General features: G+C 47.1%; 21 protein-coding genes. 18 read left to right on the forward strand and 3 right to left on the reverse strand.

Going from position 1 to position 20,721, the window contains the following annotated elements; translation table 11 throughout:
- Positions 1 to 579: 579 nt before the first annotated feature.
- From EPB59_RS02090 to pgpA, 14 genes are all read left to right on the forward strand, one after another.
- Positions 580 to 1,872 (forward strand): NCS2 family permease, encoded by a 1,293-nt coding sequence (locus EPB59_RS02090; protein WP_000890420.1) that lies wholly within the window; start codon positions 580 to 582, stop codon positions 1,870 to 1,872.
- Between the two features lie 37 nt (positions 1,873 to 1,909).
- Positions 1,910 to 2,374 (forward strand): xanthine phosphoribosyltransferase, encoded by a 465-nt coding sequence (gene gpt / locus EPB59_RS02095; RefSeq protein WP_055051418.1) that lies wholly within the window; start codon positions 1,910 to 1,912, stop codon positions 2,372 to 2,374.
- A gap of 96 nt (positions 2,375 to 2,470) precedes the next feature.
- Entirely contained in the window at positions 2,471 to 3,718 is a 1,248-nt protein-coding gene (gene frsA / locus EPB59_RS02100; RefSeq protein WP_055051417.1) for an esterase FrsA, read from the forward strand.
- A gap of 146 nt (positions 3,719 to 3,864) precedes the next feature.
- Positions 3,865 to 4,254: a sigma factor-binding protein Crl gene (crl, locus tag EPB59_RS02105; protein WP_055051416.1), complete on the forward strand. Its 390-nt coding sequence runs from the start codon at positions 3,865 to 3,867 to the stop codon at positions 4,252 to 4,254.
- A gap of 120 nt (positions 4,255 to 4,374) precedes the next feature.
- On the forward strand, positions 4,375 to 5,508 hold the full coding sequence (gene proB / locus EPB59_RS02110) for a glutamate 5-kinase (protein ID WP_154171456.1): 1,134 nt from the start codon (positions 4,375 to 4,377) through the stop codon (positions 5,506 to 5,508).
- 11 nt (positions 5,509 to 5,519) lie between these two features.
- Positions 5,520 to 6,770, forward strand: coding sequence for a glutamate-5-semialdehyde dehydrogenase (locus tag EPB59_RS02115; protein WP_154171457.1), 1,251 nt, complete (start codon positions 5,520 to 5,522; stop codon positions 6,768 to 6,770).
- Between the two features lie 100 nt (positions 6,771 to 6,870).
- Complete coding sequence (gene nrdR, locus EPB59_RS02120) at positions 6,871 to 7,320, forward strand: transcriptional regulator NrdR (protein ID WP_000543546.1); 450 nt, start codon at positions 6,871 to 6,873, stop codon at positions 7,318 to 7,320.
- 12 nt (positions 7,321 to 7,332) lie between these two features.
- Complete coding sequence (gene ribD / locus EPB59_RS02125) at positions 7,333 to 8,436, forward strand: bifunctional diaminohydroxyphosphoribosylaminopyrimidine deaminase/5-amino-6-(5-phosphoribosylamino)uracil reductase RibD (RefSeq protein WP_154171458.1); 1,104 nt, start codon at positions 7,333 to 7,335, stop codon at positions 8,434 to 8,436.
- A gap of 4 nt (positions 8,437 to 8,440) precedes the next feature.
- Positions 8,441 to 9,094, forward strand: coding sequence for a riboflavin synthase (locus EPB59_RS02130; RefSeq protein WP_154171459.1), 654 nt, complete (start codon positions 8,441 to 8,443; stop codon positions 9,092 to 9,094).
- A gap of 39 nt (positions 9,095 to 9,133) precedes the next feature.
- Positions 9,134 to 10,243 carry a bifunctional 3,4-dihydroxy-2-butanone-4-phosphate synthase/GTP cyclohydrolase II gene (ribBA, locus tag EPB59_RS02135; protein WP_055051412.1) on the forward strand — a complete coding sequence of 370 codons (1,110 nt, stop codon included), beginning with the start codon at positions 9,134 to 9,136 and terminating at the stop codon, positions 10,241 to 10,243.
- Positions 10,244 to 10,383: 140 nt separating this feature from the next.
- On the forward strand, positions 10,384 to 10,854 hold the full coding sequence (ribH, locus tag EPB59_RS02140; protein ID WP_000864130.1) for a 6,7-dimethyl-8-ribityllumazine synthase: 471 nt from the start codon (positions 10,384 to 10,386) through the stop codon (positions 10,852 to 10,854).
- Entirely contained in the window at positions 10,854 to 11,324 is a 471-nt protein-coding gene (nusB, locus tag EPB59_RS02145) for a transcription antitermination factor NusB (RefSeq protein ID WP_000501297.1), read from the forward strand. The genes ribH and nusB overlap by 1 nt, the downstream gene beginning before the upstream one ends.
- A 91-nt stretch (positions 11,325 to 11,415) precedes the next feature.
- Positions 11,416 to 12,390, forward strand: coding sequence for a thiamine-phosphate kinase (gene thiL / locus EPB59_RS02150; RefSeq protein WP_154171460.1), 975 nt, complete (start codon positions 11,416 to 11,418; stop codon positions 12,388 to 12,390).
- The gene (gene pgpA / locus EPB59_RS02155) at positions 12,387 to 12,893 is read left to right on the forward strand and encodes a phosphatidylglycerophosphatase A (RefSeq protein ID WP_154171461.1); all 507 of its coding nucleotides are present in this window, start codon (positions 12,387 to 12,389) and stop codon (positions 12,891 to 12,893) included. Before thiL ends, pgpA begins: the two co-directional genes overlap by 4 nt.
- A gap of 32 nt (positions 12,894 to 12,925) precedes the next feature.
- Here pgpA and EPB59_RS02160 read toward each other — a convergent pair whose 3' ends face one another.
- The 3 genes from EPB59_RS02160 to map form a co-directional block, all read right to left on the reverse strand.
- Complete coding sequence (locus EPB59_RS02160) at positions 12,926 to 13,309, reverse strand: DUF3461 family protein (protein WP_000483923.1); 384 nt, start codon at positions 13,307 to 13,309, stop codon at positions 12,926 to 12,928.
- A gap of 194 nt (positions 13,310 to 13,503) precedes the next feature.
- On the reverse strand, positions 13,504 to 16,134 hold the full coding sequence (gene glnD, locus EPB59_RS02165) for a bifunctional uridylyltransferase/uridylyl-removing protein GlnD (protein ID WP_195707033.1): 2,631 nt from the start codon (positions 16,132 to 16,134) through the stop codon (positions 13,504 to 13,506).
- A gap of 104 nt (positions 16,135 to 16,238) precedes the next feature.
- A complete protein-coding gene (map, locus tag EPB59_RS02170; RefSeq protein ID WP_000023304.1) occupies positions 16,239 to 17,081 on the reverse strand; it encodes a type I methionyl aminopeptidase in 843 nt (280 codons plus the stop codon).
- Positions 17,082 to 17,424: 343 nt separating this feature from the next.
- Between map and rpsB the strand changes: the two genes are divergently transcribed.
- From rpsB to frr, 4 genes are all read left to right on the forward strand, one after another.
- Entirely contained in the window at positions 17,425 to 18,150 is a 726-nt protein-coding gene (rpsB, locus tag EPB59_RS02175) for a 30S ribosomal protein S2 (RefSeq protein ID WP_000179227.1), read from the forward strand.
- A 131-nt stretch (positions 18,151 to 18,281) separates the two neighbouring features.
- Entirely contained in the window at positions 18,282 to 19,124 is an 843-nt protein-coding gene (gene tsf / locus EPB59_RS02180; RefSeq protein ID WP_154171463.1) for a translation elongation factor Ts, read from the forward strand.
- A gap of 181 nt (positions 19,125 to 19,305) precedes the next feature.
- The gene (pyrH, locus tag EPB59_RS02185; protein WP_000210549.1) at positions 19,306 to 20,037 is read left to right on the forward strand and encodes a UMP kinase; all 732 of its coding nucleotides are present in this window, start codon (positions 19,306 to 19,308) and stop codon (positions 20,035 to 20,037) included.
- Positions 20,038 to 20,090: 53 nt separating this feature from the next.
- Entirely contained in the window at positions 20,091 to 20,648 is a 558-nt protein-coding gene (gene frr, locus EPB59_RS02190; RefSeq protein WP_000606616.1) for a ribosome recycling factor, read from the forward strand.
- Positions 20,649 to 20,721: the final 73 nt, after the last annotated feature.

Raw genomic sequence — 20,721 nt, forward strand, 5'->3', positions numbered from 1 at the left:
TTTTTGTGATTTTAATCACTATTTTTATTGTAATTAAATTTCTTGGTGGTATATTTATGTACAACTTCGCTAGCGAAGAAAAAACGCTCAAAGGATGAGTCCGATTTATCGCCTCCATGGAACCGAGAAATCAAGTAAACAGTTTTTGATTTTAATGGTGATAGTTATGAATAAAGGTTTATCGTCTGTAATGTTCTGGAATCAACACGCTGTGTATACCGGTAACTTTGCATACCCTCGTAGCTTCGGCTACTAATACGCAAATTTTTTGCGTCTCGAACAAGTTTTGTTCACCCCTAAATTAGAATTTATTGGCAACCAAATTTGGTTGATATGATTCACCGCCATCTCTGTTGAGGTGGCGTTTTTTTTGTGCTTTACAAAGATAACAGTCGATGTTGATCGCAACATTTTGTTTGTGAAGCTCAATTTTCCTTCCTCGTCCTAGGTCTTTTCCTCGTTTGCCTAGAAAACCAGCGCGCAGTCAGAATTGTGTCTGGAATTTGTTATTTGATAACTCTATAATCGCCGCCAATCGTTTACGCAACCGTTTACTTTTTATCTTTAAAGGATTCGAACATGCTGGAAAAGCTTTTTAAACTCAGTGAATATCGCACGAACGTGCGTACTGAGATCCTCGCTGGGGTCACCACTTTCCTGACCATGGCTTACATTATTTTTGTTAACCCAGCGATTTTGTCGGATGCTGGCATGGATCGCGGAGCTGTGTTTGTCGCGACCTGTTTGGCTGCAGCGATTGGCTGTTTCATCATGGGCTTTATCGCAAACTATCCGATCGCCCAAGCACCGGGTATGGGACTTAACGCCTTCTTTACTTACGGTGTGGTTCTTGGCATGGGGCATACATGGCAAGTAGCACTGGCCGCGGTGTTTTGCTCTGGTGTGCTGTTTATCCTACTCAGCCTATTCAAAATTCGTGAGTGGATCATCAATTCTATTCCGCATTCTTTACGTACTGGCATCTCGGCGGGTATTGGTTTGTTTTTGGCTTTCATCGCATTAAAAAATGCGGGAATCGTCGTTGATAACCCTGCGACACTGGTTTCACTCGGTGCGATCACCTCACTGCATGCGGTATTGGGTGCGGTGGGTTTCTTCCTGACCATTGGTTTAGTGTATCGCGGCGTCAAAGGCGCGGTGATGATTGCCATTTTAGCGGTGACAGGCCTTGGTTTAGTTTTCGGTGATGTACAATGGGGCGGTGTGATGTCCGCGCCACCAAGCATTGCGCCGACTTTCTTGCAACTGGATTTCTCTTCAGTCTTTGAATTGGGGATGATTTCAGTGGTGTTTGCTTTCCTATTTGTTGACTTGTTTGATACCGCAGGCACTTTGGTGGGCGTAGCGACAAAAGCGGATTTGATTGAAAAAGATGGCAAAATTCCTCGCCTAAATCGTGCACTGTTAGCTGACTCTACAGCAACGTCTGTGGGCGCGCTGCTCGGTACTTCAAACACCACGTCGTACATCGAAAGTGTTTCCGGCGTTGCGGTGGGTGGACGTACCGGTTTAACCGCTGTCGTGGTTGGCATTTTGTTCCTTCTTGCATTATTCTTCTCGCCACTAGCGGGTATGATCCCAGCTTATGCAACAGCTGGTGCACTTTTCTATGTAGCTATTCTGATGATGTCAGGCTTAGTGAGCATTGATTGGCGTGACCTGACTGAAGCGGCACCCACTGTTGTCACCTGTTTGATGATGCCTCTGACATTCTCAATTGCGGAAGGTATCTCACTGGGTTTCATTGCTTATGCGGCGATCAAACTCTTCAGTGGTAAAGGACGCAGCGTCTCCCTCAGTGTATGGGTGATGGCAGCCATTTTTGTCATCAAATACATTTTGGCAGCGTAAGAGAAGAAATTATAAAAATTCAATTTAGGTTTATCACATGAGCAAAAAATTCGTTATCACCTGGGACAATATGCAGCATTACTGCCGTGAACTTGCACAGCGTCAAATGCCAGCAGAACAATGGAAAGGTATCTTGGGTGTCAGCCGTGGTGGCTTAGTTCCTGCTGCAATTCTCGCTCGCGAGCTGGGTATTCGCTATGTGGATACGGTGTGTATCTCTAGTTATGACCATGATCACCAGCGTGATATGACGGTTCTGAAAGCACCAGAGCATGACGGAGAAGGTTTCCTGATCATTGATGATCTCGTGGATAGCGGTGATACTGCGCGTAAAATTCGCGAAATGTATCCAAAAGCTAAATTTGTCACTGTGTGTGCTAAACCTGCAGGTAAAGACTTGGTCGATGAGTATGTGGTTGATATTGCACAAGACACTTGGATAGAACAGCCGTGGGATATGGTTCTGTCCTACGTTGAGCCAGTCAATCGTAAGCAAAAGTAGTCTTTTTGCATAGAATTTGAAAATGACCCTTTCAAGGGTCATTTTTTTTTACTACTGTTAGGCCAACTTAGCGTAATGCCAGCATAGAGACTTGCCATGTCAGAAGCGATCAGCAAAAACCTGTCTGAGACCCTATTCCAAAACCATAAACAAGCCAAAGAAACGTCTTCGCTTACCCAATATATGCCAAGCAGTTTAGAGCTGTTAGACGCTCGCCGTGAACAATCATCTTCTGCTTGGTATCGCAATTTACGTCGTTTGCAATGGGTGTGGCAGGGGATTAATCCGGTAGAACAGGAAGAAGTGCTCGCTCGGATTGCGTCATCCACTCATTCACGTACTCATGATGAATGGTTAGATACCGTAATGGGCTACCGTAGTGGCAATTGGACTTATGAGTGGACTCGGGTTGGCATGCTGCACCAAAAGCAAGCGGCTGAACGTCAAGGCGAAGAGGCTGCGGATGAAATGTTCACTGCTGCTCTGTGTTATAGCATCGCGGGTTATCCGCACCTCAAAAATGACAATTTAGCTTTGCAAGCACAGGTACTGGCCAATAACGCCTATCAAGAGGGGGCGAAGCTCACCGGTTTTGTGGTTAAACGTTTAGAGTTTTCTTACAAAAACAAAAAAATCGCAGGTTATCTTCATTTGTGTAATACGGATTCTCCTAAGCCTGTGGTGCTGGTCAGTGCGGGGTTGGATAGCCTACAGACCGATATGTGGCGTCTGTTTCGCGATTATTTAGCCAAACGAGACATCGCTATGCTGACGATTGATATGCCATCACTAGGAGCGAGCTCGCAATGGCCGCTGACGGAAGACTCGTCCTGCCTTCATCAAGCCGTACTGAATCAGTTGGCCGATCTGCCTTGGGTCGACCATTTTCGTGTCGGGCTAATTGGTTTTCGTTTTGGTGGGAACTCGATGGCTCGGCTTGCTTTTCTAGAATCGGACAAAATAAAAGCCTGTGTCGCATTAGGGGCTCCGATCCACGACATCTTCACATCTCCGAACAAATTGGCAGGCATGCCGAAAATGTATCTTGATGTTCTGGCATCGCGCTTAGGGAAAAACGTAGTCGATGTGCGCAGCTTAGCGGGACAATTGATGGCATGGTCGCTGAAAGTACAAGGTTTTATGTCTGGTCGAAGAACCAAAACGCCGATCTTGGCGCTAGGGTTAGAAGGGGATCCGGTGTCACCTTATTCAGACAATCAACTTGTGGCACTGTTTAGCCATGGTGGACAAGCAAAGAAAGTAAAAAGTAAAACCATTTCACAGGGATATGAGCAATCCCTCGATTTGGCAATAAACTGGCTAGAAGATGAACTTTGCAAGTGACATTTTCATAAAAGTCATCAAGATTAAACATTAAGTGGCGAATGTTTGTTCGTCCAATAATTAAATTTTCCCAATGACTTGGTGTTGCCACGCCAAGTTGCAAGGGAATAAAAATGGCTCTTGATTGCTGCTTATGGAGATGAACTATGTCAGAGATGACCAAAACCCCCACCCACTACCGTCTACTTTCAACTTTGAAAGCCATTGGCCCTTATTTGCGGGAAGGACAGTGTAGTGAGCAAGTCTATTTATTTGATTGTCTCGCCTCGTGTGTTAACGATAAAAAATCCCCTGAAAAACGTGAGTTTTGGGGCTGGTGGATGGAATTGACCCAAAATGAGCAAGAGATGTCGGCTTGTTACCATATCGGCCGCTATACGCTCGCAGGAGATTGGGTCGCGGAGGTGATACCTGAAGCTGTTCAAGCGGACGTGAATCATACCCAAACGGAATTTCATAAGAAGTTAGTGAAAACGTTACGTGAACGTTTCGAAATTTCAGTGACTGTCGCAAGTGAATCAGCCGATTTTGCTTAATTGACCCAGTTCAATCATTAACCTAAAGAAAAAGGTGCTTTTGCACCTTTTTCTGCTTGTGCAATGCAGTGCGGATTGCTAAAACATCGTCTCTTAAAGTTTTTCTCGACAGAAGCAATCATGACTACAAATCAACGAAGCGTAACGGCTCCACAAACGGTTGTTGTGAAGCTGGGAACCAGTGTTCTGACCGGTGGTACTCTTGCACTGGATCGAGCTCATATGGTTGAGCTTGCACGCCAGTGTGCAGAACTGAAAAAACAAGGTCACTCAGTAGTGATCGTGACTTCGGGTGCCATTGCGGCAGGCCGTGAGCATTTAGGTTACCCTGCGCTGCCCAACGCGATCTCCAGCAAGCAACTGCTGGCGGCAGTTGGGCAAAGTCGTTTGATTCAAGTATGGGAATCGCTGTTTGCGATTTACGGTATCAAAATTGGTCAAATGCTGCTGACGCGCGCTGATCTTGATGATCGTGAACGTTTCTTGAATGCGCGTGACACCATCAATGCTTTGGTTGAAAACGGTATTGTGCCAGTGGTCAACGAGAACGATGCGGTGGCGACCAATGAAATCAAAGTCGGTGACAACGACAACCTATCGGCATTGGTCGGTATCTTGTGCGGCGCAGATAAGCTGCTGCTACTGACCGATCAAAAAGGTTTGTTCACCGCCGACCCACGTAAAGATCCGAATGCTCAACTGATCAAAGAAGTGACTACCATTGATGACACACTGCGCAAAATTGCTGGTGGCAGTGGTACCACACTTGGTACCGGTGGGATGGCAACTAAGCTGCAAGCCGCGGACATTGCTCGCCGTGCAGGGATTGAAGTGATTATCGCGGCAGGCCGTGCACCCAATGTGATTTTTGACTCGTTGAGCGATGAGCCACAAGGCACGCGTTTCTTGGCCCTAGAAGAAGCTTTAGAAAACCGTAAACGCTGGATTTTGGCAGGGCCAGCCGCTTCTGGTGACATCGTGATTGATGATGGTGCGGTGAAAGCGGTACTCAACAAAGGCAGCAGTTTGCTGGCGAAAGGGGTGGTTCGTGTGCAAGGCCACTTCAATCGTGGTGAAGTAGTGCGTGTATTGGATAAACACAACCATCTGGTCGCGCGTGGCATCTCAGCCTACGCACATGATGCTTTAGCGGAAATCGCGGGTAAGCACAGTAAAGAGATCATCGATATTTTAGGCTACGATCACGGCTCAGAAGTGATCCACCGCGACGATATGGTCGTGATTCAAGAATAAAGGAGAGAATGATGGATTTAACCGTACTCGGTAAAGCGGCTAAAGCGGCCTCTTTCCAACTGGCTACCGCCAGTACCGCGCAAAAAAATCAGGCTCTCGCCATTATGGCCGATCAGTTGGAAGCGCAAAGCGCGAGCATTCTCGCTGCGAACGCGAAAGATATTGCATTAGGGCGCGAAGCGGGCTTGTCTGATGCCATGCTGGATCGTTTGCTGCTTAATGAACCTCGCTTGCAAGCAATCGCCAACGATGTGCGTAACGTGATCAAGTTGAACGATCCAGTCGGCAGCGAAATCGATAGTCGTGTGCTGGAAAATGGTATGTCACTGGCGCGTCGCCGTGTGCCACTTGGCGTAGTTGGCGTGATTTATGAAGCCCGCCCGAACGTTACCATTGATATTGCTGCGCTGTGTTTGAAAACAGGAAACGCAGCGATTCTGCGTGGTGGCAAAGAGACATTTTTCTCTAACATGGAACTGGTCAAAGTGATCCAGTCTGCACTCGACAAAGCGGGGTTGCCTGCAGCATCGGTACAGTACATTGAAAAGCCGGATCGAGAATTGGTCACTCAACTACTGAAAATGGACGATTATGTCGACATGATCATCCCACGTGGCGGTGCGGGCCTGCACAAAATGTGCAAAGAAAACAGCACTGTGCCTGTGATCATTGGTGGATTTGGTATCAGCCATATTTTCGTTGATGAAAGTGCAGATGTGGAGAAATCAGTCGCTGTGATTGAAAACGCCAAAGTGCAACGTCCATCGGCGTGTAATGCATTGGATACTTTATTGGTGCACCAAGCGATTGCCAAATCGTTACTGGAAAAATTGGTCGCAAAACTGAATGGCAAAGTGACGTTTGTGGCGGAGCCAAAAGCGAAGGCATTGATGAGTTCAGCCGCCGATCTGCGCGATGCGCAAGACGGAGATTTTGATACTGAATGGCTCAGCTACACCTTAGGGGTGAAAGTGGTGCAAGACGTACAAGAAGCCATTGATCACATGCGTGAACACAATGCGAGCCACTCTGATGCGATCATGACCAACGATCTCTACAATGCTGAGCTGTTTGTGAATACCGCCGGTTCTGCAGCGGTGTATGTCAACGCTTCAACTCGTTTTACCGACGGTGCACAGTTTGGTTTAGGCGCAGAAGTGGCAGTCTCCACGCAAAAACTGCACGCGCGTGGTCCTATGGGGCTGGAAGAACTCACCAGTTACAAATGGGTTGGTAAGGCTAATTACCTGTCTCGCAGCTAAAAAATCTCAGTAAGATGTGATGTAAAGGGGCTTCATGCCCCTTTTTCTTTGGCTCTCAACAGTACATCGGCTACACTGATTGCCTTGTTATGGAGGTAATATGCATTGTCCTTTCTGTTCTGAAAACGATACCAAAGTGATCGATTCACGTCTGGTGGCTGACGGACATCAAGTACGCCGTCGTCGTCAGTGTCTAGGTTGTAATGAGCGCTTTACCACTTTTGAAAGTGCGGAATTAGTGATGCCGCGTGTGATTAAATCGAACGGTAATCGCGAGCCATTTGATGAAGAGAAAATGATTGGCGGTCTGCAACGAGCCTTGGAAAAACGCCCAGTCAGCGCGGATGCGATTGAACTGGCAATCAGCACTATCAAATCCAAATTGCGTGCTACTGGTGAGCGTGAAGTGCCGAGTAAACTGATTGGTAACTTGGTGATGGAGCAATTAAAAGTGCTAGATAAAGTGGCCTATATCCGTTTTGCTTCCGTATATCGTAGCTTTGAAGATGTACGAGAGTTTGGTGAAGAGATCGCCAAGCTACAGGATTAATGCACAGCGACTATACCTATGTTTACCTCTTTTGATCATCAAATGATGTCCCGCGCGATTGAATTAGCGTGGCGTGGACGTTTTACCACTTCCCCCAATCCCAATGTTGGCTGCGTGATCACGCGCGGCGAGCAGATTGTGGGCGAAGGCTTCCATTTTCGAGCAGGCGAGCCACATGCTGAAGTGCATGCTATGCGCCAAGCGGGCGAGCTGACTCGCGGTGCTACGGCTTATGTTACTTTAGAGCCTTGTTCTCATTACGGCCGCACTCCACCGTGTGCTGAAGGCCTTATCAAAGCCGGAGTGGCAAAAGTCATTTGCGCGATGCAAGACCCTAATCCGCAAGTGGCTGGACGTGGCGTACAAATGTTGCGTGATGCTGGCATTGAGGTGCAGGTCGGTTTGCTCGAAGCGGATGCACGAGCACTGAATCGCGGTTTCCTGAAACGTATGGAAACCGGCATGCCTTATGTGCAGCTTAAAATGGCGGCCAGTCTCGATGGCCAAACCGCGCTCGCGAACGGTAAAAGTCAGTGGATCACTTCTCCCGCTGCGCGTAAAGATGTTCAGCGGTTTCGCGCGCAAGCCAGCGCGATTCTTTCCACCAGTCAAACGGTGCTTGCGGATAATGCTTCACTGGCGGTACGTTGGCACGATCTACCGCAATCGGTACAAGCGCAATACGCTGAAACAGATTTGCGCCAACCTCTTCGCGTCATTTTGGATCGTCAACACCAGTTGCATCCAGAGTTAGCGTTATACCAAACACCTTCACCCGTGCTGCGAGTTGCCAGCGAGAATGCCGATCTCTGTATTTCTGCTGAGAACGGAAAGCTTGATTTGCGTGAGCTTTTGGCACAACTCGCTCAGCAACACAATGTGAATCAAGTGTGGGTGGAAGCGGGTAGCCAACTGGCTCAATCATTGATTGAGCAAAAGTTGGTGGATGAAATTATTCTCTATTTAGCGCCAAAATTGATGGGCAGCGATGGCCGTGGTTTATTTGGCGCGCTCGGTTTGACAGAGATGGCTGAGGCCATTGAACTCAAAATTGAAGATTGTCGAATGGTGGGGGCGGATCTGCGGATCATTGCCACCCCAAAATCAAAAGATTAACACTATGTTTACTGGAATTATTGAAGCGGTCGGCAAGCTGACTGCCATCATCCCCAAAGGCAGTGATGTCACCATCACTGTTGAGGTGGGTAAGTTGGATATGGCCGATGTCAAACTCGGTGACAGTATCGCGACCAATGGTGTGTGTTTAACTGTCGTAGCCTTTGATTCGCGCAGTTTCAGTGCGGATCTGTCAATGGAGACCTTGAAAAAATCTGGCTTTGCTCAGTATCAGGTTGGTGATCGCGTTAACCTTGAGAAAGCTATGCTGCCCACTACCCGTTTTGGTGGTCACATTGTTTCTGGACATGTGGATGGTGTAGGTGAAATCGTCGAGCGTATTCCTGTTGGCCGTGCGGTAGAACTGTGGGTCAACATGCCTGCGGAACTGAACAAATACGTCGCGGAAAAAGGTTCGATTACGGTCGATGGAATTAGTTTGACGGTGAATGATTTGCGCAAAAACGCCTTCAAACTGACGATTGTTCCTCACACCAGTGCAGAAACTACGATGGATGAATTCCAAGTGGGTCGTCGAGTGAATCTGGAAGTGGATGTGTTAGCTCGTTACATGGAGCGCTTGCTCCAAGGAAGCAAAGGGAGCGAACCACAATCGCGACTAACGATGGATTTTCTGCAGCAAAACGGTTTCGCTTAATCATTTGCCATAAAAACGAATAACAATAGGACTGACATCATGCCAATTAGTACCCCACAAGAAATTATTGAAGATATCCGTCAGGGCAAAATGGTCATCCTGATGGACGATGAAGATCGTGAAAATGAAGGTGATTTGATCATGGCGGCGGAGCATATCACGCCAGCGGCAATCAACTTTATGGCGACTCATGGTCGTGGCCTGATCTGTTTAACCATGACTAAAGAGCGTTGCCGCCGTTTGGGCTTAAATCCTATGGTGCAGGACAATAATGCGCAGTACACCACCAATTTCACCGTCTCGATTGAAGCGGCGGAAGGGGTGACGACGGGCATTTCGGCGGCGGATCGTGCACGTACTGTGCAAGCCGCGGTAGCCAAAGAGGCGAAAGCGGCAGACTTGGTTCAGCCAGGCCATATTTTCCCTCTCGCGGCGCAAGAAGGTGGGGTGCTGACGCGTGCTGGTCACACTGAAGCGGGCTGTGATTTAGCTCGCTTGGCAGGGTTTGAGCCTGCTTCGGTGATTGTGGAAATTCTTAATGATGATGGCACCATGGCGCGTCGTCCGGATTTAGAAGTGTTCGCTGAAAAACACGGTTTGAAGCTTGGTACGATTGCAGACTTAATTGAATACCGCAACCACACCGAAACCACCATTGAGCGCGTGGCGCAATGCAAATTGCCGACCGAATACGGTGAGTTTGAACTGGTGACTTACCGCGACATCATCGATAAGCAAATTCACTTCGCACTGCGCAAAGGGGATGTCACTACATCGCCCACTTTGGTGCGTGTGCATTTGCAAGATACCTTTACCGATTTGCTACACAGTGACCGTACCGCCGAGCGTAGTTGGACGCTGACTACCGCCATGCAGCGTATTGGTCAAGAAGGTGGGGTGTTGGTAATTCTTGGTAATGAAGAGTCAAGCGATCTACTTCTGCACCGCGTGAAAATGTTTGAGCTGCAAGATAAAGGTGAAGCACCGGCAATGGCGAAAAAGCAAGGCACTTCGCGCCGTGTGGGTGTGGGTTCACAAATCCTTGCCGATCTAGGGGTTAAGGAGATGCGTTTGCTCTCTTCGCCGAACAAAAAATACCACGCATTGGGCGGTTTTGGTCTCAATGTAGTCGAATATGTCTGTGAATAATCACAGCAAATTGCCGGTTTGCCGCGTGTTGCCTTGAAGGTGGGGCGCGGCTTTTAGCCCAAATTTCTGTTAGATATTGCTCACAAAATTGTGCTAGAATCCGGCGATTCTCACTTGATGAACAGAGTTAAAGGAAAGCTATGAAAGTGATCGAGGGTGGTTTCCCAGCACCAAATGCGAAAATTGCGATTGTGATTTCTCGTTTCAACAGTTTTATCAATGAAAGTTTACTGTCTGGTGCCATCGATACTCTTAAGCGTCACGGTCAGATCAGTGATGACAACATTACTGTCGTTCGTTGCCCAGGTGCGGTTGAGTTGCCATTGGTAGCCCAACGCGTTGCAAAAACAGGCGACTACGATGCGATTGTCTCTCTGGGTTGTGTGATCCGTGGTGGTACGCCTCACTTTGACTACGTTTGCAGTGAAATGAATAAAGGTCTGGCACAAGTGTCTCTGGAATTTAGTATTCCAGTCGCATTCGGTGTGTTGACTGTTGATACTATCGATCAAGCTATTGAACGCGCAGGAACCAAGGCTGGTAATAAGGGTGCTGAAGCAGCACTGAGCGCACTTGAGATGATTAACGTTCTTTCTGAAATTGATTCCTAATGGGGGCCAGTGTGAAACCAGCCGCACGTCGTAATGCACGTCAATTTGCGCTACAAGCAATTTATTCATGGCAAATTACTAAAGAGAATGTTGCGACTATTGAAGAGCAATTTCTAACCAGCGGTAAGTACGATGAAGAAGAACATCGTGCCGCTGAGCCAGCTCTTGCTGCTCCTGAAACCGATGTTTCTTATTTCCGTGACCTGTTAGCCGGTGTGGTTTTGAACCATACTGAACTAGACAGCAAACTGCGTCCTTTTGTTTCTCGTCCAATGCAAGATCTGGACATGATGGAACTGGCGCTGCTGCGTTTGGCCATGTACGAAATGACGCGTCGTGAAGACGTACCATACAAAGTCGTGATTAACGAGGCGATTGAACTGGCAAAAGTATTTGCCGCTGAAGATAGCCATAAATTCGTTAACGGTGTATTGGATAAAGCCGCACCGCACGTACGTAAGAAAGCGTAATTCGTTTTCCACTAGAAGGTCAGCAGTTGCTGACCTTTTTTCTTAATAAGCTGCTGCTTCTGTTGGCTTAATTAACCAAAGAGTCTGGATGATGTTTGGTGAATTTAATTTAATCGATAAATACTTTTCTAACCGACAACCACAACGCAAAGATGTGCATTTAGCGTTGGGGGATGATTGTGCGATTGTTAAAGTTCCTGAAAACTCACGAGTGGCGATCAGTACGGACACCTTAGTGGCGGGAACTCATTTTTTAGCTGAAGCGAATCCAGCATGGGTTGCGCATAAAGCGTTGGCTTCTAACATCAGTGATCTGGCGGCGATGGGCGCGACACCGGCTTGGGTTTCCCTTGCTCTCACTTTGCCTGAAATCGATGAGGCGTGGCTAAAACCTTTCTGCGATGCCTTTTTCGAGTTAGCCAATTACTACAATGTGCAGCTAATTGGTGGTGACACCACCAAAGGTCCGCTCAGTATTACTCTGACGGTGCAGGGTTTTTTGCCTAAAGAGCAAGCCATGTTGCGCAGTGGAGCGAAAGTCGGTGATTGGCTGTATGTCACTGGTGATCTTGGCGATAGCCAAGCGGGGTTGGATGTGATTTTGCACCCTGAAAAGCGCCAATTGCCATTTGCAGAGATTTTAGAGCAGCGCCATTACCTTTCGACACCACGGATTGTTGCTGGGCAAGCCTTGGTGCATTTGGCTTCTTCGGCGATTGATATTTCCGATGGCTTGATCGCCGATCTGTCGCATATCATGCAGCGTTCACATGTTGGGGCGAGTATTGATGTGAGTTTATTACCTCTCTCGAAAGAGTTATTACAGTTTGTGGATGATGCCACTACAGCTCAGCAATATGCGCTGACCAGCGGTGAAGAGTACGAACTCTGCTTTACCATACCAGAAGAGAATCGCGGATCATTAGAAAATGCCTTGGCTCACTGTGGTACTAAAGTGACTTGTATCGGTCAGATTCGCCCAGCAGGCACTTTTGATCTGCATAATCAGGGTAAAAAGCTCAACTGGCAATTGGCAGGGTATGATCATTTTAAGGTGAAATCATGAGTGATCCGCGCAGCAAAATATCATTAAGTAATCCTTGGCATTTGCTCGCAACGGGCTTTGGTAGTGGCTTATCTCCTGTGGTTCCCGGCACTATGGGGACCTTAGCTTCTGTGCCGTTTTATCTTGTGTTGGCGCAACTCCCATTCACACTGTATTTGGTGGTGATTGTGGCAGCCAGCCTCATCGGGATTAAAATTTGCCAAGTAACCTCTGATGATATGAAGGTGCATGATCACGGTTCGATTGTCTGGGATGAATTTGCCGGATTCTGGATCACCATGTTGATTGTGCCTTTATGCCAATTGCCCGTTTTTGACTGGAAATGGTTAGTCACTGGTTTTGTGCTGTTTCGCTTTTTCGACATGCTTAAACCTTGGCCAATCAGCTGGTTGGATAAACGTGTGCACGGCGGTTTCGGCATCATGATTGATGATTTAGTGGCTGGTGTGATGGCGGCGATCAGTTTAGCGGCCATCGGGCACTGGCTCGGTTGGAGTCTTTAGTCTGCAGGTTCCCAAAGGGGAACCTGACTTGGCTAATTAAGTTTTTCTAAATCCGCTTCAATTTCTGCAATTTTGCTGGCGACTACTTTTTCTAAGTGGCGTAAATCATTAAGAATTTTCTGTTTTACGTCCACTTCGCCCATCACTTCAGGTTTTGTGATCTTATTCAGTTCATCAATCACTAGCGTCAAATTACGATTAATTTCAGTCACTTCTTTGTATTGATGACTACCACTGTCCACCAATACATTTTTGATCTGTCTTGGATACTTAAACTTAACGCTTTTTGCGAACAGTTCGCCTTTTTGCTTTTTGAAGTAGATTTTTAACACGTCTTTATGCGCTTCTTGGCGCAGCGAATAACGTTCAATCTGCGTTGGTTCATTAATACCCAAGCCGACGAGATGGGGAAACATAGGCAACCTCTTAGTCAAAATAACCTGTTTACCATCACTGAGCACAAGCATATGTTTGTCAAACTCGTGATGGACTCTATTCACTTTAGCAGCAGGTTGATGTGCCTGACAGTTCAATAGGTTAAGTTGTGCTCAAGATCCCACCTAATCTCGTCAGGCATTTAAAGCTCAATCGCCCGCTGTTCGGTACGAGGTTATTGTGCACTAGGTGCAAGTTGAGAGACATTTTCGATCAATTTCTCGCGCAGTAACTGCTCTTCCTCTTCATTAAGGCGAGCACCTTGTGAATTGGTCAGAATAAATAAATCCTCTGCTCTTTCCCCAATAGTAGTGATTTTCGCTGCATGTAAGTCGAGATTGAGCTCTGCAAATGTTGCACCGACAGTGGCGAGTAAACCCGGAGTATCGAGAGCAACCAATTCCATTAAGGTGCGTTTTTTACTCTTAGTGGGGAGAAAATCCACCTGAGTTTTGACCTTAAAGTGCTGCAAGTTACGTGGAATACGCCGCACTTTTAATGTGGTTGGGCGGCCATCTTCTAGCACATGCACGAGATGACGAATAAGAGCTTGGTGGCGATCTTCTTCAATCGCTTGTCCGTTTTGATCGAGCACCATAAAGGTATCAAGTACGTACCCATCTTTACTCGCCATGATCTGAGCATCGTGTACGTTTAGGTTGCGTCGGTCGAGTTCGGCAACCACGGTCGCGAACAGCGCGGCTTGATCTTTGGTATACACAAAGACTTCAGTCCCCCCACGGGTGGCTTTTTTGCTAATGAGCACCAAGGGTTTGCTGCTGTCTTCATGGCGCAGTAAATGGGAGCAGTGCCAAGCTATCTGTTTATGGGTGTGGCGTAGGAAGTAATCGGCTTTAAAGCGTTGCCACAGCACTTCAATTTCTCGGCTAGTGAAGCCTTCTTTGCGTAGCAGGGCGGAGGCCATTTGCTGGTTGTGGCGAATTCGCTCACGAATATCAACCGGATTTTCTAAGCCGCGGCGTAAAGCCCGTTGTGTAGAGTAAAACAGCTCCGCCAGTAGCGTACGTTTCCAACTGTTCCAAAGTTCCGGGTTGGTGGCGCAGATGTCAGCCACGGTGAGGCACACTAAGTATTCCAAACGTTCTTCATCACGCACTTTTTTGGCAAATTCGATGATCACATCTGGGTCGTAAATATCACGTCGCTGAGCGGTGACCGACATCAACAGATGATTTTTAACCAACCACGCGACGAGTTTTGCTTCTGGTTTAGATAAGCCATGTTCAATACAGAAATCAAAGGCTTCATCCGCCCCGATGTCGGAGTGATCGCCACCACGGCCTTTGCCGATGTCATGGAAAATCGCGGCGAGAATTAATAGCTCTTTTTTCTGAATTTTAGGATAAATTTCACAGCAGATCGGGTGTCTTTCGTGGTTTTTTATATCGCTAAATAGATGGATGTGCTTGAGCAAACGTACACTGTGTTCATCGACAGTGTACACGTGGAATAGGTCGAACTGCATCTGGCCGACAATTTGATGCCATTGCGGTAGATAAGCGGCCAATACGCCGAGTTTATGCATTTGGCTAAAGGCTTTATGTAACGCATTGGGATGACGCACCAGTTCGATAAATTTCTCCCGCGCCACAGGAATGGTGTGCAGGAATTTATTTAAACGACGTCGAGCGGTGCGCAATTGGCGCATGGTCGCAGGTGCTACCGATTCGATGGTGGAATCGTTCGCCATATGCAAAAACATATCCAGAATCGTTTCTGGGCGCGCTTGAAATAAGGCTGGTTTACGTGCCTCAATCATGTTGCCTCGGCGCTGAAAATCCTCATCAATAATGATTGCATCTTCTTCTTCCCCGTTATTGAGGATCGCTTTATCGAAGATTTTTAGCAGCATTTTGTTCAGTTCTGCCACGCGACGTAATGTGCGAAAGAACTCTTTCATCATCATTTCTACGCCACGATTACCTTCTCCAAAATAGCCTAGATGACGAGCGACTTGAACTTGATGAGCAAATGTCAGGCGGTTGTCGTAACGTTTCAGCTCAATATGCAGTGCAAAACGTACGCGCCACAGAAAATCTTGGCACTCAACCAACTCACGGTATTCCGCATCAGTGAGAAAGCCAAAGCGGCTCATTTCATATAAGGAGGTTGCCCCGAAGTGGCGACGAGCAACCCAGCTTAGGGTATGAATATCGCGCAACCCGCCGGGCGTTGATTTAATATCGGGTTCTAAATTGTAGGTAGTGTCGTGATAACGGGCGTGACGCTCTTTTTGTTCTTGCACTTTGGCCTGATAGAACACTTCACTGGGCCAAAACGATTCAGAATGAATCACCATTTTTAAGTGATGGAACGTCTCTTCACACCCACAAAGTAAACGCGCTTCTTGTAAGTTAGTTGCGACGGTTAAGTCGGCCTTACCGATTTCAGCACACTGTTCAACCGTACGAACCGCATGACCAATCTCTAATTTTAAATCCCATAATAGAGTTAAAAATTGGCTGATCTTGCTCGCGACTTGATCACTGAGCGGCTGCTGAGAAAGCACCAATAAGTCAATGTCAGAAAGGGGGTGCAGCTCACCGCGACCATAACCACCGACTGCAACTAAACTCACTTCGAGCAGTTCATCAAACCCAAAAGATTGCCATAGGCGATGCAGCAACAAATCCATGTATTCTGAGCGGCCTAAGACCAAATCTGTCACAGGGTGGTGATCGAAAAACTCCTGTTTCTGATATTCCGTAAAACTTTCCAGTTGTTGCTTTAAACTCTCAACGGTCAGTTGTGATTCTTGAAGTGTAAGGGGCGATTGATACAGCATAGCGCGTCCATGCAAGCGTTAACACGAATAGAGCCAATCTAGCAGATGGCAGCAGATAAAAAAATATCCCTGACCGGCAGGGATATTTTTCAGCGTTGAAGAGCTTAAGCGTTGTTAAGCAAACGCGGCAGTGTTTCATCTTTACGCAGGGTTAAGATCTCGCAGCCAGTGGCCGTAACGAGAATAGTGTGTTCCCATTGTGCAGATTTTTTACCGTCGGCGGTGTAAACCGTCCAACTGTCTTCATCATCAAGGCGGCAGCCAAATTTACCGGCGTTGATCATCGGCTCGATGGTGAAAATCATCCCTTCACGCAACACGGTGCGATCACTGTTTTTGTAGTGCACCACTTGCGGCTCTTCATGGAACTCAGCACCAATGCCGTGACCACAGTAATCACGCACGATAGAAAACTTAAAGCGTGGATTATTTTTGTTGTTGGTCTTGATGTGTTTTTCAATCGTGCTACCAATTTCGCCAAGTTGCACGCCTGGTTTAACTTGTTTTAGAGCCAAGTACAGACATTCTTGTGCCACATGACACAGGCGCTTGTCTTCGAGTGACACCTCACCAATCATGAACATTTTTGATGTATCGCCGTGGTAACCGTCTTTGATCACCGTAATGTCAATATTGAGGATGTCGCCGTCACGCAGTACCGCAGGACGCTGCAGTTGGCCGAAGTAAGAATCTTCACTGGCTGGAATACCATGACAGACAATATGGTTGATCGACGTACAAATCGATTTTGGAAAACCGTGATAATTCAGTGGTGCCGGAATCGCGCCTTGAACCTCAGTAATGTACTTATGACATATCTGATCCAGCTCTTCAGTGGTCACGCCTGCTTTCACATGAGGTTCAATCATTTCTAGAACTTCAGCGGCTAAGCGGCCCGCAACGCGCATTTTTTCAATTTCTACGGCATTCTTGATTTTTATAGACATCGGCTTTCTCTACTGACTTGTGAGCACACAAGGTGCTAGTAGCGCTATTGTAACAATGGACAGATGAAGCGCAAGAAAACAGTCAGTCTTGAGCTAGAAACGATGGGGAATTGGCTCATCGCAGATCGACTTCCGACGAATTTTTTCTAGCCACACAGGGGCAAAATATGGTATAAAGCGCGCCGGAATCCGGGTCCTTGTTCTCCTTGTCGGCGAAAAGGATTGGGAACCGCAAACCTAATTGTTTAAATCACACACATTCCGACACGTGTTCCGGGGTGCTCCAATTGAGGAGTCGGATATACGGGGAATGTGGAGGCCTAACCCCATAGAGGAATTTAAAATGGCATCTGTATCAATGCGCGATATGCTGACAGCGGGCGTACACTTCGGTCACCAAACTCGTTACTGGAACCCAAAAATGAAGCAATTCATTTTCGGTGCTCGTAACCGCGTTCACATCATCAACCTAGAAAAAACTGTACCAATGTTCAACGAAGCTCTAGCTGAGCTGGCAAAAGTTGGCGAGAAAAAAGGTAAAGTTCTGTTCGTAGGTACTAAGCGCGCTGCATCTGAGTCTGTTAAAGAAGCTGCTCTAGCAAGCAACCAATACTACGTTAACAACCGCTGGTTGGGCGGTATGCTGACTAACTGGAAAACTGTTCGTCAGTCAATCAAGCGTCTGAAAGAGCTGGAAGTTCAATCAACTGACGGTACTTTTGACAAGCTGACTAAGAAAGAAGCTCTAATGCGCACTCGCGAAATGGAGAAACTTGAAAAGTCTCTTGGTGGTATCAAAGATATGGGCGGCCTGCCTGACGCTCTGTTCGTAATCGACGCAGATCACGAGCACATCGCTATCAAAGAAGCGAACAACCTAGGTATTCCAGTATTTGCTGTTGTTGATACTAACTCTAGCCCAGACGGCGTTGACTACATCATCCCAGGTAACGACGACGCGATCCGCGCTGTTCAACTGTACCTGAATGCGGCTGCTGCTTCGATCAATGAAGGTCGTAACAAAGACGCTGTTGTAGCTGAAAAAGACGGTTTCGTAGAAGCGGAATAATCTCGGCTCTGAGTGAAACTTAGGCTATCTGCCATAATTGTGCAGCATAGACCAAGTTATAGTTAGCATTGGGGGCCGATAATGTAGGCCCTCAATTTTTACCCAATCCAGAATTAACTGAGGAATAGAGAATGGCTGTTACTGCTGCTCTAGTAAAAGAACTGCGCGAGCGTACTGGCGCAGGTATGATGGAATGTAAGAAAGCCCTTGTTGAAACTAACGGTGACATCGAGCTGGCGATCGAAAACATGCGTAAGAGTGGTGCTGCTAAAGCTGCTAAAAAAGCTGGCAACATCGCTGCTGAAGGCACCATCATTATCAAAGAAGGCGAAGGCGTTGCGGCTCTGGTTGAAGTAAACTGCCAAACTGACTTCGTAGCAAAAGACGGTAGCTTCGTAGCATTTGCTAACCAAGTTGCTGACGCTGCTGTTGCTTCTAAAGCCTCTGTAGAAGAACTACAAGCGCAATTCGAAGAAGTTCGTGTTGCTCTAGTTGCGAAAATTGGTGAGAACATCAACATCCGTCGCGTTCAGTACGTTGAAGGCGCAACTCTGGCTACTTACCGTCACGGCGATCGTATCGGTGTAGTGGTTGCAGGTTCTACTGACGCAGAAACTCTGAAGCACGTTGCCATGCACGTTGCTGCTTCTCGTCCAGAATTCCTGACTCCAGACGACGTTCCAGCTGAAGTTGTTGCTAAAGAACGTGAAGTTCAAGTTGGCATCGCAATGAACGAAGGCAAACCAAAAGAAATCGCAGAGAAAATGGTTGAAGGCCGTATGAAGAAATTCACTGGCGAAGTTTCTCTGACTGGTCAACCATTCGTAATGGAACCAAAGAAAACTGTTGGCGAAATTCTTGCTGAGAAAGGCGTAGAGGTTACTGCGTTCGTTCGTCTTGAAGTAGGTGAAGGCATCGAGAAACAAGAAGGCCTGAGCTTTGCTGAAGAAGTAGCACTGGTGCAAAAAGGTTAATCCTAGCGCGATTGCTCAAAAAAAGACCGTGGCCATGGCTGCGGTCTTTTTACGATGAGTGCGTTGATTCGTTAAATGTGGCTAGCTGATACCTTGATTAGCCGTGATGAATAGATTTAAGTACACACTCAAATCTATTCATGACTGTTAATCCTCAACTCTCTTTGGAAGGTAAACTCCCATGACTACGAACCCTAAACCAGCTTATCAACGTATTTTGTTAAAACTAAGTGGTGAAGCGCTACAAGGCTCTGAAGGTTTTGGTATTGATCCTACGGTACTTGAGCGTATGGCTCAGGAAGTAAAAGAACTGGTTGAGCTGGGCGTACAAGTGGGCGTTGTGATTGGTGGGGGCAACCTGTTCCGTGGTGCTGGTCTTGCTAAAGCAGGCATGAACCGTGTTGTAGGTGATCACATGGGGATGTTGGCAACCGTGATGAACGGCTTGGCAATGCGTGATGCGTTGCATCGTGCTTATGTGAATGCGCGCTTGATGTCTGCTATCCCGCTAAATGGTGTGTGTGACGATTACAGCTGGTCTGATGCGATTCGTGAATTACGTCAAGGCCGAGTGGTCATTTTCGCGGCAGGTACAGGTAACCCATTCTTTACTACAGACTCAGCAGCGTGTTTGCGTGGTATTGAAATTGAAGCAGACGTGGTTCTCAAAGCGACGAAAGTGGATGGTGTTTACAGTGCTGACCCGGTAGCCAACCCAGATGCACAACTGTATGATAAGCTGACTTACAACGATGTGCTTGATAAAGAGCTGAAAGTGATGGATTTAGCCGCGTTCACTCTGGCTCGTGACCATAAAATGCCAATTCGTGTATTTAACATGAACAAACCTGGCGCACTTCGTCGCGTCGTTATGGGTGAAACTGAAGGTACATTGATCAGCGACGCGCTGTGATCAGTCTTGAAACTGAACGCTCTCGAAACGAAAACAAGAATTAAGGTGATATTGTGATTAATGAGATCAAAAAAGATGCGCAAGAGCGTATGGAGAAAAGTGTAGAAGCACTGAAAAATGGCCTATCTAAAATTCGTACTGGCCGTGCTCACCCAAGTCTGCTCACAGGTATTTCTGTTGACTACTACGGCGCTCCAACTCCACTTAATCAGATTGCTAACGTGATTGCAGAAGATGCACGTACTTTGGCGATCACCGTATTTGATCGTGATTTAACTCAAAAAGTTGAAAAAGCGATCTTAATGTCTGATCTGGGTTTAAACCCAATGTCAGCAGGCACTATCATTCGTGTTCCACTGCCACCTCTGACGGAAGAGCGCCGTCGTGATCTGGTGAAAATTGTGCGTGGTGAGGCGGAAGGCGGTCGTGTTGCGGTGCGTAACATCCGTCGTGATGCGAACAACGATCTGAAAGGTCTGCTAAAAGATAAAGAAATTTCAGAAGATGATGAGCGTCGTGCACAAGAAGACATTCAGAAGCTGACTGATGCAGCCGTGAAGAAGATCGATGATGTTCTTGCTGCAAAAGAAAAAGAGCTGATGGAAGTTTAATCCACTGGCTTGGTGAACAGAACGCTGTGCTCGCAGCACAGCGTTTTTTTATGCTACTCTGCGCCTCTTTGAT

Origin of the sequence: Vibrio metoecus (assembly GCF_009665255.1) — a bacterium.
In the GTDB taxonomy this organism is placed as follows: Bacteria; Pseudomonadota; Gammaproteobacteria; order Enterobacterales; family Vibrionaceae; genus Vibrio; species Vibrio metoecus_B.

Excerpts from the sequence above, each read along its gene's own strand:
- ribH (WP_000864130.1), top strand. The coding sequence starts at position 10,384 with ATGAAAGTGATCGAGGGTGGTTTCCCAGCACCAAATGCGAAAATTGCG.
- rpsB (WP_000179227.1), top strand. The coding sequence starts at position 17,425 with ATGGCATCTGTATCAATGCGCGATATGCTGACAGCGGGCGTACACTTC.
- ribBA (WP_055051412.1), top strand. The coding sequence starts at position 9,134 with ATGCCAATTAGTACCCCACAAGAAATTATTGAAGATATCCGTCAGGGC.
- map (WP_000023304.1), bottom strand. The coding sequence starts at position 17,081 with ATGTCTATAAAAATCAAGAATGCCGTAGAAATTGAAAAAATGCGCGTT.
- EPB59_RS02090 (WP_000890420.1), top strand. The coding sequence starts at position 580 with ATGCTGGAAAAGCTTTTTAAACTCAGTGAATATCGCACGAACGTGCGT.
- gpt (WP_055051418.1), top strand. The coding sequence starts at position 1,910 with ATGAGCAAAAAATTCGTTATCACCTGGGACAATATGCAGCATTACTGC.
- proB (WP_154171456.1), top strand. The coding sequence starts at position 4,375 with ATGACTACAAATCAACGAAGCGTAACGGCTCCACAAACGGTTGTTGTG.
- crl (WP_055051416.1), top strand. The coding sequence starts at position 3,865 with ATGTCAGAGATGACCAAAACCCCCACCCACTACCGTCTACTTTCAACT.
- frsA (WP_055051417.1), top strand. The coding sequence starts at position 2,471 with ATGTCAGAAGCGATCAGCAAAAACCTGTCTGAGACCCTATTCCAAAAC.
- pyrH (WP_000210549.1), top strand. The coding sequence starts at position 19,306 with ATGACTACGAACCCTAAACCAGCTTATCAACGTATTTTGTTAAAACTA.
- EPB59_RS02115 (WP_154171457.1), top strand. The coding sequence starts at position 5,520 with ATGGATTTAACCGTACTCGGTAAAGCGGCTAAAGCGGCCTCTTTCCAA.
- glnD (WP_195707033.1), bottom strand. The coding sequence starts at position 16,134 with ATGCTGTATCAATCGCCCCTTACACTTCAAGAATCACAACTGACCGTT.
- thiL (WP_154171460.1), top strand. The coding sequence starts at position 11,416 with ATGTTTGGTGAATTTAATTTAATCGATAAATACTTTTCTAACCGACAA.
- tsf (WP_154171463.1), top strand. The coding sequence starts at position 18,282 with ATGGCTGTTACTGCTGCTCTAGTAAAAGAACTGCGCGAGCGTACTGGC.
- nrdR (WP_000543546.1), top strand. The coding sequence starts at position 6,871 with ATGCATTGTCCTTTCTGTTCTGAAAACGATACCAAAGTGATCGATTCA.
- EPB59_RS02130 (WP_154171459.1), top strand. The coding sequence starts at position 8,441 with ATGTTTACTGGAATTATTGAAGCGGTCGGCAAGCTGACTGCCATCATC.
- pgpA (WP_154171461.1), top strand. The coding sequence starts at position 12,387 with ATGAGTGATCCGCGCAGCAAAATATCATTAAGTAATCCTTGGCATTTG.
- nusB (WP_000501297.1), top strand. The coding sequence starts at position 10,854 with ATGGGGGCCAGTGTGAAACCAGCCGCACGTCGTAATGCACGTCAATTT.
- EPB59_RS02160 (WP_000483923.1), bottom strand. The coding sequence starts at position 13,309 with ATGTTTCCCCATCTCGTCGGCTTGGGTATTAATGAACCAACGCAGATT.